The sequence below is a fragment of the Affinirhizobium capsici genome (assembly GCF_977018625.1).
Map to the genome: position 1 here is coordinate 112,949 of NZ_CDRNXD010000008.1, position 13,631 is coordinate 126,579.

Sequence of the window (13,631 nt, forward strand, 5' to 3'; positions counted from 1 at the left end):
AGTGACGTGGGCCTAGACGCTGCCTGCAAAGACCTCAAAAACTCATCCATGTGCGAGATCCTCGCTTAGCTAGTGTGAGCTCGCTATGGCTGGTGGCGGGTGCGACAGAGATCCAGTAAGGAGACCTCAAGGCTGCCAACTCGGCCTATAGGTGGGATCAAGCCGACGGTCGAGGAAATAGGCGGCACTGATGAACGCGAGATGACTCAGCGCTTGCGGAAAATTGCCGAGTGGAAGGCCGCGTACATCTATCTCCTCTGCGAATAAACCGAGGTGATTGGCATAGGCGAGGCCCTTCGCCAAGTTCATTTGAGCCTCTTCAAGACGCCCCGCACGGGCGAGACATTCCGCATACCAGAATGTGCAGGTAGTAAAGGCACCTTCCTCTCCCTTCAGGCCATCTGCGCCGCGATAGCGATACACCAGCCCGTCGTCGCAAAGTTGTTCACCAATGGCATCAAGCGTCTTGAGCCAGGTTGGATCGCTGGAAGAAACAAACCGCACGAGCGGCATCATCAGCAGAGCCGCATCAAGTTCAGTTCCACCGCGTTCCTGCACAAAATAACCGTGCTCGGGATGGCGGAAGTTTTTCCAGATATCACCGGCAATCTCGTCACGGGTTTCGGTCCAGGCCACGAGTGGGGCAGCGAGCGAACGCTTTTTGGCCAGCCTAATCGCGCGGTCAAGTGCGACCCAGCACATCAATCGAGAGTGTAGGAAATGCCGCAGCTTGGAGCGCATCTCCCAGATACCAGCATCCGGCTCATGCCAATGCTCGACCACATAATCGATGATAGTGCGGATATGCCCCCACCCGTCATGGCTGATCGCAGACCCATATTTGTTCGAGAGATAGACGCTGTCGAGGAGTTCGCCAAAGATGTCCAATTGCATCTGCGCATGGGCGGCATTGCCGATCCGAACCGGTTGGCTCTCCGCGTAACCCGCAAGATGCGATAGCTCGTATTCATCGGCCATTGCCGACCCGTCAAGTGCATACATGATGCGTAGAGGAGAAGAACGCTCGCAGTTTCCGACCCGCTCGCTGACCCAGTGATTGAAGTGCTCGGCCTCCTCGACGAAGCCGAGCCGCATGAAGGCATAGACAGTGAATGAGGCATCGCGGACCCAGGTTGCCCGATAGTCCCAATTCCGTCGCGAACCGAGTGCTTCGGGCAGAGAGAAGGTGGCGGCGGCCGCAATCGAACCGTAGCGCGTCGAGGTTAGAAGCTTCAAAGCGAGCGCGGAGCGAAGCACCTGTTCACGCCAGCGCCCTTTGTAAGTCGACTTCCCCTGCCATGCGCGCCACGCGTTAATCGATTCCTCAATCAGCGATAAAACGAGGGCGTCATCCGGTGGTGCCATGGTCTGATCGCCCAGGACAAACCATGCGCTCTCTCCTTTAGACAAAGTGAAGCGTGCGGTCGCTTCTGCCGCATGTGGGTCAAGGGGGACGGATGCATATAGGGACAGGGCAAAGTCTTCGCTCTTGAAGCTTATACCGCCTTCAATTTGCGTGGTTTCAGGGATCTTTCGAGCATAATCGAAACGCGGCGCGCAGCGTATGGTGGAGGTCACCGTTCCGCTTGTCACCGTCAAACGGCGAATGAGACTACGAGCACAGCGGCCTGCACGCATGCGGGCTTCCGGCTGTGGCATGAAATCGACCACTTCTGCGCTGCCGCTCTCTGCCATGAAGCGTGTGATCAGGACATTGGTATCTGGGATGTAGAGCTGAAGATGGCGCGGTTCCTCCAGTTCAGGCTTGATCTCGAAAGCACCACCTCTGCCGCTGTCCAGCAGATCGGCGAAGATCGCCGGACTGTCCAGCGCCGGCCAACATAAATAGTCGATCGTCCCATCACGCGCCACCAAGGCCGTGGATTCGAGGTCGCCAATGATGCCATGATCGCCAATCGTACGAAGCCGCTCAACCATTGTTGCGAAACTCCGGGTACAGCGACATGCCGCCATCGATGTACAGGGTGGTTCCGGTGATATAGTCGGCCTCGTCGGATGCCAGCCAAACGGCCGCCTTTGCCACATCCTCCGGCTCGCCAATCCGGCCATAGGGGATGAGCTTCAGCAGTTTCTTCAATTCCTCATTGCTCTTCCAAGCGTCCCTGTTAATCGGTGTCTTGATGGCGCCAGGTGCAATCGCATTGACCCTGATCCCATCGGCAGCAACTTCCTGGGCGAGCGTACGTGTGAACATGTGAACGCCACCCTTGGCAGATGTGTAGTTTATGTGCCCGGCCCACGGGATGCTTTCATGGACGGAACTCATCGTGATGATGACGCCAGCACTGCGGGCTGGACGTCCGCTCATCGGCTGGGCACGGAAGCGTCGCACAGCCTCCCGTGCACATAGGAACTGCCCCGTCAGGTTGAGGTCGATGACGGCATTCCAGTCATCCAGCGACATGTCGGCAATCGCGGCATCCTTCTGGATACCCGGGTTCGACACAAGTACATCAACGCGCCCGAATGCTGTTGTCGCTTCGTCGAAGAGGCGAATTGCATCCGCCTCCTTCGACACATCAGCCTGGATCGCAATCGCCCGTCCGCCCTGGTCGATGATGCGATCGACCAGCTCTTGGGCAGCTTCGGCGTGAGAGTGATAATTGACCGCGACCGCGCAGCCAGCCGCCGCCAAGCCTTCGGCAATGGCCAGGCCAATCCCTGAGCTCGCGCCTGTGACAATTGCGCAATGATGGACAAGACGAGAAGCGTTGGCAGCCATGAGACAGCCTCCAATCGAACCTTGACTATGGTGAATAGCGGCCAGATGATCACCGCGACTGGAATTCAGGTGCGTTAGTTGCTTCGGACGAACGCGTCGCGGTGGTCCTGAACGAAGTCGGTGAAACTTCTTGGCGCCACCCCGGTCAGTCGCTTGATCTCGAATGTAGGATCAATGTCATGGTGACCCGCAACAACGTCAGAAAATTGTGCAATCAAGCCATTCGCCATCCATCGGGAGTTGCCGGTCAGGCGAAGAATGGCTTTGAAGATCGGGTTTGGCAGGTCGAGATACCGCACCTTGTGTTTCGTCACCTTCGACAGGCGGGATGCAGCCTCCTTCATGTCCAATGTCTCCGGACCGGTCAGGAAATAGGTTGCATGGTTATGACAGTCTTCAGTCAGAACTCTTGCAGCCACGCGAGCGACATCGCGTGTGTCCACCCAGGAGACAGATCCCTTGCCGGCGATTTGAGGCAGGTAACCCTTGGCGATCGGATCCTTGAACCAGAAGAAGTTCTGCATGAAGGCTGTGGGTTTGAGAATGGTCCAGCCGATGCCGGCATCACGCAGGTGATGATCAATGAGCGCGTGCGATTTCGCCCAAGGGACTGTCGAGCGCACATTCCCATCAGATGCGGAGATCTTGACAATTCGGACTAAGCCGGCCTGCTTGGCCGCATCGATTGCCGCTCTTTCCTGGGCTACCTGATCGGGTGTGGGCGGTGTGATCAGAAAGAACCGGTCACAGCCTTTCATCGCCCCATCCAATGTTTCCGGACGGTCAAAATCGCCAAGCACGGCCTCTATGCCGTTTTGTCTGAAGCGCTCTACCTGCTCGGGCTTGCGGCACATGGCTTTAAATGGCACGCCGGCTTGTCCAAGCAGCTTGCAAACTTCACCGCCAATGCCTCCGGTTGCTCCAGATACTAAGATCATTAAGGTATCTCCTTTCATTCAGGATTTGACGCTTGTTGAGACTTTTCGAGCCACTGGGATATGACCGCAGCCATATCTTCGAGTGTTTTGATCGTCTCTTCGATGCGGTGGGTGCCGAGCCTGTTGGCAATCGCCTGGTCAAGTGGTGCCACGACGTTTTCGGCATCTGTGACGGCCTTCAGACCCGCTGCGGTCAGAACAACGAGCTTTGCGCGGCGATGGTGGGGGTTGGGCTGGAATTCGATCAGTCCCTTGTCCGCCAGAACGTCGACGATGCGCTGGACTGCCTGTCGGGTCAGTCCCATATTCCGGGCTATCGACGCGGCTGGAAGCGGAACTGGCGAATAGCGCATCGCCCCGAGCACTTGCCACAGGGCACTGGTCAGACCCAGATGCGCCACCAACTCATTTCCGGCGCTGATCAGCCTTCCGTTCGTCGCAAAGACGGTAAGCGCTAACGCTCTTACTTCGTTTTCAGGCTCAACCATTCGACAACCTGTCTTCAATTCGGTAACATGTTGTCAATGAATTTCGAGCCAGAAGGTTCCCTCTTGCAAACAACTACTACGGTGGCCTCTGAACAAAGATTGGTGCGTCTGGGTTTTCAGAAGTCACTCGGTTAAGACAAGTGACCCTACGCTGTCGGGATGCCATTGGGTCATCGGCCAAAACTAGGGATTTTTAGTTGTTGTTTTGGCTGGTGTGTTCTCTCCAGCTGCTAGCGGAGACGATAAACCTGGCCGTTGGTGCTCTTAGGCAAATTACGGGCTTATCCTACCGGCATTTGCAAAAACGGCTGTGTTTCGGAAAAAGGCCACCCCATCCCGCGACGCTAAGCGGATTACCACGCTTCTCCACATGCTCGATCCCGAGCTCGTTTCCGACCAAGTCAGACGCGTGACCGAATTGGATCGGGCAAAAGCAGAAATTGACGAGTCATGATCAAATTTTTAACTGCTGCTTGAGAAGATCGCTCAAGTTGCACTATCGGAACCTCAACATGGCAAGCTTTCCCAGTTTCAGCGCCGCTAAGATCCTAGACGCCCTCGATCTCTCGTTCGCCATTATCGAATTCGATGTGGCCGGAAACATTCTCAAGGCCAACAAGAATTTCTGTGACTTGATGGGGTATACGGAAGCTGAACTTCAAGGGAAGCATCATACGATATTTCTGGATCAGGAATATGCGGGATCGCCGGACTATAAGGCTTTCTGGAGCAAGCTCCAGGGCGGTGAATTTGTGTGTAGCGAGTTTACACGAATTGCCAAAAACGGGTCGGAAATCTTCATCCGCGGTAACTACAATCCTATCAAAAGCAGTTCTGGTAGAGTGCTAAAGATCGTCAAGTTTGCCAATGATATCACGCAGACAAAGATGCACGGCATCGACACTGGCGCAAAAATAGAAGCGATATCCAGAGCGCAGGCAATCATAGAATTTAAGACGGATGGAACAATCATAGCAGCAAATGAAAATTTTCTGCGGGCAGTCGGTTATTCATCATCTGAGATCATTGGCAGACATCATAGCATGTTCGTGGATACGGCTTTTGCGGCCAGCTCAAACTATGCTGATATGTGGCGCAAGCTGAACGCAGGGCAATTTCTGGCTGGGGAATTTAAGAGAGTCGGAAAAGGCGGACGCTCCGTATTTATTCAAGCATCTTATAACCCGGTGTTCGACTTCAAGGGTCGCGTGATCAAGGTCGTCAAGTTCGCGACGGATGTTACCGATCGCGTTCAGAATGTCGAAAATTTGGCAGGATGTCTCTCAAGTCTTGCCGAGGGAGACTTGTCTCAAAGTATAGACACGCCCTTCATCGACTCTTTGGACAAGTTACGGCGTGACTTCAATGCAGCGTCCGCGAAACTTCGCGATGCCATGAAAACGGTGCGAAACAATACCGAGGCCATTTCTTCGGGTGCCAATGAAATCCGCACGGCCGCTGATGCTTTAGCGAAGCGGACAGAGCAACAGGCGGCTTCAGTGGAACAGACGGCGGCGGCTCTCGAAGAAATTACAACGACCGTAAAGGACTCGAGCCGTCGAGCAGAAGACTCCGGTGCACTCGTTGGCCGCGCGAAAGCGCATGCGGATCATTCTGGAGAAATCGTGAACCAGGCAATCGTCGCGATGGACAAGATAAACCAGTCCTCAGGTGAAATCTCCAATATTATTGGCGTCATCGATGAGATTGCTTTCCAGACCAACCTCCTTGCGCTCAACGCAGGCGTTGAAGCGGCTCGTGCAGGTGAGGCTGGGAAAGGCTTCGCCGTCGTTGCGCAAGAGGTCAGAGAACTTGCTCAGCGCTCGGCATCGGCTGCCAAGGAGATAAAAACACTTATAACATCCTCTGGGTCTCAGGTTGCGAACGGGGTGGCTCTTGTAAGCAAAGCTGGCGAAGCGCTCCAGCAAATTGCCGGTAACGTTCAGGACATTAATAAGGATATTGGCGCGATCATTGAATCCGCAAGAGAGCAGTCGAATGCACTCAGCGACATCAATCGCGCTATTAATCTGGTGGATCAGGGCACGCAGCAGAATGCTGCCATGGTCGAGGAGCAGACGGCAGCCAGTCATGGACTGGCTGAAGAAGCCAAAGCGCTCTTTGCATTGCTGGGACAGTTCCGTTTCGACGATGGCTCCACCGTTACCCAGACGGCGTCGACGGCTGCCGTCGCGAGATTGGCACCGAAACGGGCAGGGCGTGGCATGGTTTCGCAAGGTAGCGCTGCCGTGCGCACCGACTGGAACGAATTCTGAGCACTTGGAGCGCCAAGCCGATGCTCAATTTCTAGCCCGGTCGCAAAACGATAGATCATCATTCAAACAATGGCGAGTATTGGAGCGAACAGCTAGTGACGGCAACACGACGGGTTCAGCCTGGAACGCGCTCCCCGCTCAGTGGCGAAAGGACCTTGGAAGTCGCCTGAAGCCTCCAAGGTCTGTCGCAAGAGCATCGCTTGCGCAGGAACGAGAGCGGCAAAGCGACTACGCTGCTTGATAAAGCTTCAGGTAATACGATGTCTGCTCATCCATGTTACCCTGTTTAGTGACCAAGTTTTTCAGTCGATCCGTAGGATGGATATCGTCACTAGCGCGAGAAATTTTGCCTAAGAGATCGAAGCCTTGAGTAGGAGAGGACAATCGGTCAAACACCTCCCTCATCAGCTTCTCTTTCAAAAGTGCGTCAGCAGACGCCTTCCGTGAAGCGTCCCCCGCAGATGTGTTCGAGGCAAACGTTTGCCGGATGCCCTCCAGCTGAGCCAGAAAATCCGCTAGGTAATCGCCCGTCGCTGCATCACCGTCTTCTCGAATCAATGGAGTTAGCTTGGAAGCTGAACCGTTGCTACCGGCACCATCTGGCGTTGAGCCGGTGCTGCTTTCGAAAGTTTTGGACGTTTGTGTCCCGGCAGCCTGCGAGGAGACCGCATTTCCTTTCGATGAAGTTTCATTGTCAGTTGTAGAAGACGCAGTACCAGACGGTTTAGACGAAGGTTGATTGCTGCCTGACGTATAGGTTCCATCATCGGTATTTTTTGGATCAACGCTTGTTGTCCCAGTCGCGATCTGTTGAGATGAGGTGTCAGGCGAACTGCCGGAACCTGATTGAACAGTCTCTTCACTTTCTTCCCGAGAGGGTGTCGCAGTCGAAGAAGTTTGTTTCGGAGCCGATGTCGAGGACGACGGCTGTCTGGGTGATAGATAATCGAGAAGCATTTTCTAGGCCTTTGGGTTTGAATCTACAGGTCTATAGTGAGTTTTCTTTGGGCTTCTCTAAATTTAAACGTTTCGTTTTTATTACACTTTTCGGTAGTTAAGGCTACGGATGAGCAACAAGGCGGCGCTACCCAGTTGCTGCATCCAGATCTTCTTGCTCTACCACTTCGAGAATTGTAATCATCGTTACTGCCTCGCAAAACTGAAGGATAGGCAATGCAGCTAAAGCTGTCTCAACGGCTACTGCTATTGATGCTGGTGGGCATCATCCCTCTGGCCTGTGCGTTCGCTTACATTTTGTTTTCCCTGAAGAACTCTCGCCAGCACGAGGCTACTGACGAAGCGTTCAATAATGGCCAACTGGCGTCGCTCGAGATCCAACGAATCCTGACTGGCTTTGAGAGTGTCCTCATTACGCTTTCTTCAGCCCCCGCAATACGTGAGCTGCATGTGGAGAACTGTACAGCTCTCCTTACAGCCGCGGCGAACCGCTTACCGGGTGTTTCAACCCTGGGGGTCATCGATCTGGAAGGTGTCGTGCGCTGCAGGCAAGATAATAAGGGTTTGGGTACGTCCTTGAAGGATAGAGGATATTTCCGTGAGGCATTGGCTTCCGACAAGATGGTGGTGTCGACGTTTCTGAAGAGCCGCATTACCGGTAAAGCTACGCTTCCGTTAGCAATGCGCGTCATTAATGGTCAGGGACAACCTGCAGCCGTTGTTGCTTTGTCGGTTGATCTTGACTGGCTTCAGCAGCGAGTTGCCGAGCGCAACTTCTCACCCGGATCATCAATAACTCTTGCAGATCGTGAAGGGACCATCATAGCGAGAGAGCCGCTCCCAGAGCGTTTCGTCGGCACCCGTATCCCTTCTCAATATCAATACCTGGTGAATGCGCCGGAGCCAGGGACAATAGAAGTTGCCAGTCAGGACGGGACGAAAAGAATCCTTGCTTATTTTCCAGCTTCGGGAACTCCGAGCGGCCTCTACTTAAGCACGGGAGTTTCTACCGACGAGGTCTATGGTCCTGTCCGCTCGGCAACTTTCGTGGCCTTGGTTGCAGTAATCATTGCGCTTCTGTCGAGCTTGCTCTTTGCGTGGCAAACCAGTCGGAAGGAAATTACCTTGCCGATGCGCCGGATCATGAGCACGTTAAACGATTGGCATCAAGGCCGCGGAACTGAGAGAACAGGCATGAAGCCTGTCGGGGAATTCGGAGAGGTTGGCTCTGCCATCGATCAATTCATGGATGAGTTGGAGGAAGCAAGGCGACAACAGGAACTGCTGGTTGGTGAGCTCAATCACCGGATCAAAAACATTCTTTCGACAGTCCAATCGGTCGCAAGACAGACGTTCGGAAACATTGAGACAGACAGATCTCGATTGCAGGATTTCAATGCCCGTGTGAATGCAATGGCCAATGCATTCAACCTGCTCACGGCTTCGTCTTGGAGTTCCGCAGATCTGCGCGAGATCGTATGGAGAGCGACACAGCCGTTTGATCGGGAAGATATGTCTAGGTTTAGGGTGGAAGGTCCAGAGTATCCACTGGACGCCAAAAGTGCACTTGCCTTTAGTATGGCGATCCATGAGCTATGCACCAATGCCGCCAAGTACGGCGCTCTGTCACAACCTGAAGGTCGCATTGACATTGAGTGGCAGAGATACGGACGAACTGGTCTCCAGTTTGTGTGGCAGGAGTTGGGAGGACCGCCTGTGAAACCGCCGGAAAAAATGGGCTTTGGGACAAAGATGATCGAACGGGTTCTGGCAAGCCAAGCAGAAGCATCAGTCAGCACAAGTTTTCATGACAGCGGCTTCCGATGTGAAGTCACGCGCTCTGGCGAATAAAGCTACCGGATCCGCGCCGCTCCAAACGAAAGTCAAGCCGATCGCAAACAGAGATCGTCATGCCAAGGCTTCGATACTTGCCAAACCTAAACGAACAGAGAGCGATGATGCGCATTTTTGGAAGCTAAGCTGCAGATGCTGACTGTATAGGAGACAATGGTCAGCCAAGGTACGTGGGTCTTATGGCCAGATGGTAACCATTAATTTGTCACCAGGCCGGAGGATTTGCGCGCTTTGGTCGAGCCGAGTGAGCACGTGGATGAAGCTCAAGAGCGTGAAGAAGAGGGAGGCGAGCAAGGACGCCGCCGTTCTTCAAACCAAAGCGATAACATACGATGGCGGCTAGGCGGCCATTGGCCAAGGCGGGCAAATTTGCGGGAACCAACTGTATCTCGTGACCGCTTCAATCTGTCGGAGCGTTTAGGTCCGGAAGGTCCGATGGACCCGTGTTAGCGAAGTCTTCAAGGACTTGACTGGTCGGCCAGCAACGGACGAAAGACCCCATCAGATGGCTCGCTGATCAGCGGGAGAGACTGGCGCACGAGATCAGCAGTGGCAAACCATTTTTTGAGAAAGCCTCCAAGTTGATTTGGATGGTCCGCACGGAGCTCGATCCCTTGGAGCTCCGACAGGTCTGCAAAACTTTCGCCCGTGACGAAGGTGACATTGAGCCGCTGCCTGGCGTCGAGATGCAGCCCGGCGACGACTCCTCCATGGAAATGATAGACCGGGTAAAAGTGGATCCGTCCTTCACTGGCCCGCGTCCATCGGCTTGCGGTCGCACTAAAACTGAACCCTTCATCATTTGCCCGCATCATCACAATAGATTATTAGCGTAGCAGTCCACCCAAATCGAAATCGTTCCATACCTGCAGGGCCGATGCAGGATCTTCGGTTAGCTTCTGGACCTTTTTCGACTGCTTCTTCTTTTTCGCCAGCCGCGTTAGCTTCCTTTGATATGCAGCCTGCGCTCGCTTCTCCGCCTTCGCTTCCGCCTCCTCAACGCGCCACTCATGGATAACACCACGATCAAGAATATGCCCCATAACGTTGGGATCTAAGACATGGATCCACCTTCACATGATCGACCAGTTCGAAGCGACGGTCAAAGGAGCGACCGGCAATGCCGCAATGCGGGTATTCGCCATCCGTGGCTTCGGCTTTCTGACCTTTCACAATGAGGACGTTGTGTTCCTGCGTGATGTCGAAATCGGCTTCGCCGAAACCAGCAACCGCCCTTTCGGTCCGGTAGTCGTGTTCAGTTGTCTTGACGATGTCATAGGGTGGCAGCGTGTCTAACGCATCCAGGCGCTGCGCGTTGTTCAGGAGATTGAACACCCGGTCGATGCCAACAATGGAGCGATAAAGCGGTGCAGAACCAAGATCGATTCTCATATCCAAATCCTCCGTAAAGCGAGATGGAATAGAGACGCGGAAACTCGCGTCCCCGGCTGTGCAAGCCTCTGAACTTCGCGAACTGCATCCCGGAGAGCGTATCTACACCTTCTGGGATTATTTCCGGAACCCACACTCGCGTGACCCCGTCTGAGGCTCGATCATTTTCTGCTCAGCCCCGACCTCGCTGCACCCCTGAAAAAAGCAGAAGTCGACAAGCACGTGCGCGGTTGGGAGCACACCAGCGATCATGCGCCCGTCTGGATCGAGCTATCCGACAAACCAATCAAAAGAAGGAAACTGAACAATGGCTGACTGGCGCGAAGAGTTTCGAAATGATCTTGCGAACCTGGTTGATCAGGCGGTCGTTTCCGGAGCGCGACAGACTGATGTTTTCAAGACCGCGGTCGAGCAAATCGAGCGCCTCCGAGTAGTCAACGATCGTGATCCGGACCCGGCGGATGACGCATCGGAAGTTCAAGTCGAGGAGCCCGCCAATGACTGGCCGGCGGCCAGCACCTGAAATTGTCGCGAGGGTCTATTGAGAATGCCGGCCGAGCGGCCGAGACAACCCTTCAATCCATCAAGCCTCTTTCATTCGAAGCGTCGAACTTCCTTACATCGCCACGCATACGTCCCTGCCACCGAGCAACAAAAGCTTTGGTGTCTTCCGCATCAAGATGAGCGCTCAGTGCCTCCTGATCAGTCCACCGTTCCGCGATCAGCAGCGTGCCCGCCTCGGGATCGGCAAGTGCGGCGTCATAACCTATGTTGCCAGGCCGCTGTCTTGTCACGACCGCAAGATCCTTCAGTTCCGCAACAAATTGCGGAACCTCGGCAGGATCGATGTGCATGTATCCCATTATTATCAGCATGATGCTTGCCTTATCTGTAGAGTGTCAGCGGCTGAATGCAGCCGCCCGACCTAATGTCCATCAAATCGCGCTAAGGACGATCTTGCCTTGAATGCTTCCTTGAGACGCACGCTGATGGGCAGCAGATGCCTGCGCCAATGGAAACTCGCTGTCGATGACCACGCGAAGCGTACCGTCGCCCAGCAATCGGCCGATCTCTCCCAGTTGTGCGCCATTTGATCGGACCTGTGTGGACGAGACCGTAACGCCGCGCCTTGCAGCCTCCTCATGACCGGAGAAGCCCAAGGGATTGACGAGGAAGAGAGCCCCACCCGGCTTGATGACCATCAAGAAGCGCTCCATGTTCGCGCCTCCGACGGCATCCATCACAAGATCGAAATCCTCTGCGACGTCATCTATGGACGTCTTGGTGTAGTTGATGAACTGGTTGGCGCCGAGATCGCGAAGAAGCGTCTCATGCTTGCCTGAGGCGACCGCTGTGACGTCGGCACCCTTCCACTTTGCAACCTGAACCGCCAGGTGGCCGACGCCTCCTCCTGCGCCATTGATCAGAACACGTTTACCCTCAAGCGGAATCGGCGCATGAGGAAAAGACTGAAAAGGATTGGCGCCGTCATGGCCAAGTTCCACAAGAAACTGCCACGCCGTAAGGGCGGACATCGGCGCGCCGGCTGCATGAAAATGATCGATCCCCGCCGATTTCCGTGCCAGTTCCGATGCAGGCACGCTCACATACTCGGCGTAAGCACCGCTGCCTTTTATCAGGTCATCGGGGAAGCGAACCAAGGCATAAACATCATCGCCAATGGCGAAATCCGATACATCTTCACCCACTGCAGCGACAGTCCCCGACACGTCCGTTCCCAAGATTAGCGGAAATGTCGCATTCGGCCGCCATTCCAGAGGCAATGCTCGGTACCCGTCTCGCAGATAAAGGTCCGGTGGATTGAGGCTCGCCGCGTGGACACGGACCAGCACTTCAGTATTCGCTATCGCAGGGCGAGGAGCATCCTCATAAACTAGGACATCCGGGCCGCCAAATTCGTGCAGCCGAACTGCTTTCATCATATCAGTCATCGTAACCTCGTCACTTGAATTTCTTTGTCTGCAAGAAAATAAGGAAGGCCATCCTTATTGATAATAGGGCGACTATTCGCTTTAGTAGTTCCATGAGGGAACAAATCGGTTTGGACAGGCTAACGGGTCTCATCGCCTTTGCGAAAGCGGGATCATTGGGAAGCTATACCGCTGCAGCCCGATCGCTGTCCGTTTCACCGTCGGCCGTCAGCAAGAGCGTGCAGCGGCTCGAACAACGTCTCGGCGTATCGCTTTTCACCCGCACGACACGCTCGTTGACGCTGACTGCCGAGGGCCGGGAACTGCACGAGCGGGCGCTTCGTCTTCTGCGCGACGCAGAAGAAATCGAGCAAGTGGCCAAGGCAGCGCGCGCGGCTCCCTCTGGAAATTTACGAATTGCGGCGTCACTTCCGATCGGTTTGCACGTCATCGCTCCGGCGCTTGCAGAATTCAGGAATCTGTATCCGGCTGTTACAATTGACTTGCGTCTCAGCGATCATATGGTCGATCTGATTGCTGAAGGGATCGATCTGTCGATCCGCATCGGTGAACTTGAGGACTCGCGCCTCCTATCACGACGTCTGTCGCCACATCGGCTCTCTTGCTACGCATCGCCCGAGTATCTGGCTGAACATGGTACGCCAAAGCATCCCGACGAGTTGGTGGAGCATGAGACTGTCAATATGCGATACAAGAGCACGGGTCAGCTTTTTCGATGGCCGTTCCGGATCGGCGAACGTGAGGTCGAAATCGTTCCAGCCTCAGGCATTGTGGTTGATGCAAGTGAAGGCGTTATGACTGCTATTGCCGCGGGGGCGGGTATTGGTATGGGGACGAGCTTTGCCGCGGCGACCTGGATCGAGCGCGGGCGGTTGAGGCCGGTTCTAACCCAGTTTTCTGTCGAGAGGCACAATGTTACCGCTGTGTGGCCCGAGAGCCGTCGCACCAACCCAGCCGTTCGTGCTTTCCTGCAAATGTTGATCGAGCTGGCCTGAGATAGGCACGGGTCGCTACGCATGAGCGACCCAGCC

General features: G+C 54.7%; 13 protein-coding genes and 2 pseudogenes. 5 read left to right on the forward strand and 10 right to left on the reverse strand.

The genetic code is table 11. The features are described 5' to 3' along the window. Positions 1-126: 126 nt before the first annotated feature. The 4 genes from AC0JZ1_RS20490 to AC0JZ1_RS20505 all read right to left on the reverse strand — a co-directional run bounded on the left by AC0JZ1_RS20490 (position 127) and on the right by AC0JZ1_RS20505 (position 4,169). Positions 127-1,938, reverse strand: coding sequence for a glycoside hydrolase family 15 protein (locus AC0JZ1_RS20490; RefSeq protein WP_471884279.1), 1,812 nt, complete (start codon positions 1,936-1,938; stop codon positions 127-129). Beyond that, positions 1,931-2,743: an SDR family oxidoreductase gene (locus AC0JZ1_RS20495; RefSeq protein WP_471884280.1), complete on the reverse strand. Its 813-nt coding sequence runs from the start codon at positions 2,741-2,743 to the stop codon at positions 1,931-1,933. Before AC0JZ1_RS20495 ends, AC0JZ1_RS20490 begins: the two co-directional genes overlap by 8 nt. A gap of 74 nt (positions 2,744-2,817) precedes the next feature. Then, the gene (locus tag AC0JZ1_RS20500) at positions 2,818-3,681 is read right to left on the reverse strand and encodes an SDR family oxidoreductase (protein ID WP_471884281.1); all 864 of its coding nucleotides are present in this window, start codon (positions 3,679-3,681) and stop codon (positions 2,818-2,820) included. 14 nt (positions 3,682-3,695) lie between these two features. Further along, positions 3,696-4,169, reverse strand: a complete 474-nt coding sequence (locus AC0JZ1_RS20505) for a MarR family winged helix-turn-helix transcriptional regulator (RefSeq protein WP_471884282.1) — start codon at positions 4,167-4,169, stop codon at positions 3,696-3,698. A gap of 512 nt (positions 4,170-4,681) precedes the next feature. On the opposite strand from AC0JZ1_RS20505, the gene AC0JZ1_RS20510 reads away from it, so the two are divergent. Beyond that, positions 4,682-6,445 (forward strand): methyl-accepting chemotaxis protein, encoded by a 1,764-nt coding sequence (locus AC0JZ1_RS20510; protein WP_471884283.1) that lies wholly within the window; start codon positions 4,682-4,684, stop codon positions 6,443-6,445. A 228-nt stretch (positions 6,446-6,673) separates the two neighbouring features. On the opposite strand, the gene AC0JZ1_RS20515 is transcribed toward AC0JZ1_RS20510, so the two are convergent. Continuing rightward, positions 6,674-7,402 (reverse strand): hypothetical protein, encoded by a 729-nt coding sequence (locus tag AC0JZ1_RS20515; protein WP_471884284.1) that lies wholly within the window; start codon positions 7,400-7,402, stop codon positions 6,674-6,676. A gap of 216 nt (positions 7,403-7,618) precedes the next feature. Between AC0JZ1_RS20515 and AC0JZ1_RS20520 the strand changes: the two genes are divergently transcribed. After that, complete coding sequence (locus AC0JZ1_RS20520; protein ID WP_471884285.1) at positions 7,619-9,253, forward strand: sensor histidine kinase; 1,635 nt, start codon at positions 7,619-7,621, stop codon at positions 9,251-9,253. A gap of 461 nt (positions 9,254-9,714) precedes the next feature. Here AC0JZ1_RS20520 and AC0JZ1_RS20525 read toward each other — a convergent pair whose 3' ends face one another. The 3 genes and pseudogenes from AC0JZ1_RS20525 to AC0JZ1_RS20535 form a co-directional block, all read right to left on the reverse strand. Beyond that, complete coding sequence (locus AC0JZ1_RS20525) at positions 9,715-10,071, reverse strand: hypothetical protein (RefSeq protein ID WP_471884286.1); 357 nt, start codon at positions 10,069-10,071, stop codon at positions 9,715-9,717. A 12-nt stretch (positions 10,072-10,083) separates the two neighbouring features. Continuing rightward, on the reverse strand, positions 10,084-10,299 hold the full coding sequence (locus AC0JZ1_RS20530; protein WP_471884287.1) for a hypothetical protein: 216 nt from the start codon (positions 10,297-10,299) through the stop codon (positions 10,084-10,086). Positions 10,300-10,321: 22 nt separating this feature from the next. Then, positions 10,322-10,648: pseudogene (locus AC0JZ1_RS20535) on the reverse strand (Hsp20 family protein); the annotation flags it as partial. A 73-nt stretch (positions 10,649-10,721) separates the two neighbouring features. Between AC0JZ1_RS20535 and AC0JZ1_RS20540 the strand changes: the two are divergent. After that, positions 10,722-10,963, forward strand: a pseudogene (locus AC0JZ1_RS20540) (exodeoxyribonuclease III); the annotation flags it as partial. Next, positions 10,956-11,171 carry a hypothetical protein gene (locus AC0JZ1_RS20545; RefSeq protein ID WP_471884288.1) on the forward strand — a complete coding sequence of 72 codons (216 nt, stop codon included), beginning with the start codon at positions 10,956-10,958 and terminating at the stop codon, positions 11,169-11,171. The pseudogene AC0JZ1_RS20540 and the gene AC0JZ1_RS20545, both read left to right, overlap by 8 nt. A gap of 52 nt (positions 11,172-11,223) precedes the next feature. On the opposite strand, the gene AC0JZ1_RS20550 is transcribed toward AC0JZ1_RS20545, so the two are convergent. Both AC0JZ1_RS20550 and AC0JZ1_RS20555 read right to left on the reverse strand, forming a co-directional pair. Then, the gene (locus AC0JZ1_RS20550; protein WP_471884289.1) at positions 11,224-11,523 is read right to left on the reverse strand and encodes a putative quinol monooxygenase; all 300 of its coding nucleotides are present in this window, start codon (positions 11,521-11,523) and stop codon (positions 11,224-11,226) included. A gap of 60 nt (positions 11,524-11,583) precedes the next feature. Then, positions 11,584-12,600, reverse strand: a complete 1,017-nt coding sequence (locus AC0JZ1_RS20555; protein WP_471884290.1) for an NADP-dependent oxidoreductase — start codon at positions 12,598-12,600, stop codon at positions 11,584-11,586. A gap of 92 nt (positions 12,601-12,692) precedes the next feature. Between AC0JZ1_RS20555 and AC0JZ1_RS20560 the strand changes: the two genes are divergently transcribed. Next, a complete protein-coding gene (locus AC0JZ1_RS20560) occupies positions 12,693-13,595 on the forward strand; it encodes a LysR family transcriptional regulator (protein ID WP_471884291.1) in 903 nt (300 codons plus the stop codon). The last annotated feature ends 36 nt before the right edge of the window (positions 13,596-13,631 follow it).

Excerpts from the sequence above, each read along its gene's own strand:
- AC0JZ1_RS20510 (WP_471884283.1), top strand. The coding sequence starts at position 4,682 with ATGGCAAGCTTTCCCAGTTTCAGCGCCGCTAAGATCCTAGACGCCCTC.
- AC0JZ1_RS20555 (WP_471884290.1), bottom strand. The coding sequence starts at position 12,600 with ATGACTGATATGATGAAAGCAGTTCGGCTGCACGAATTTGGCGGCCCG.
- AC0JZ1_RS20560 (WP_471884291.1), top strand. The coding sequence starts at position 12,693 with ATGAGGGAACAAATCGGTTTGGACAGGCTAACGGGTCTCATCGCCTTT.
- AC0JZ1_RS20490 (WP_471884279.1), bottom strand. The coding sequence starts at position 1,938 with ATGGTTGAGCGGCTTCGTACGATTGGCGATCATGGCATCATTGGCGAC.
- AC0JZ1_RS20525 (WP_471884286.1), bottom strand. The coding sequence starts at position 10,071 with ATGATGCGGGCAAATGATGAAGGGTTCAGTTTTAGTGCGACCGCAAGC.
- AC0JZ1_RS20550 (WP_471884289.1), bottom strand. The coding sequence starts at position 11,523 with ATGCTGATAATAATGGGATACATGCACATCGATCCTGCCGAGGTTCCG.
- AC0JZ1_RS20515 (WP_471884284.1), bottom strand. The coding sequence starts at position 7,402 with ATGCTTCTCGATTATCTATCACCCAGACAGCCGTCGTCCTCGACATCG.
- AC0JZ1_RS20500 (WP_471884281.1), bottom strand. The coding sequence starts at position 3,681 with ATGATCTTAGTATCTGGAGCAACCGGAGGCATTGGCGGTGAAGTTTGC.
- AC0JZ1_RS20520 (WP_471884285.1), top strand. The coding sequence starts at position 7,619 with ATGCAGCTAAAGCTGTCTCAACGGCTACTGCTATTGATGCTGGTGGGC.
- AC0JZ1_RS20530 (WP_471884287.1), bottom strand. The coding sequence starts at position 10,299 with ATGGGGCATATTCTTGATCGTGGTGTTATCCATGAGTGGCGCGTTGAG.
- AC0JZ1_RS20545 (WP_471884288.1), top strand. The coding sequence starts at position 10,956 with ATGGCTGACTGGCGCGAAGAGTTTCGAAATGATCTTGCGAACCTGGTT.
- AC0JZ1_RS20505 (WP_471884282.1), bottom strand. The coding sequence starts at position 4,169 with ATGGTTGAGCCTGAAAACGAAGTAAGAGCGTTAGCGCTTACCGTCTTT.
- AC0JZ1_RS20495 (WP_471884280.1), bottom strand. The coding sequence starts at position 2,743 with ATGGCTGCCAACGCTTCTCGTCTTGTCCATCATTGCGCAATTGTCACA.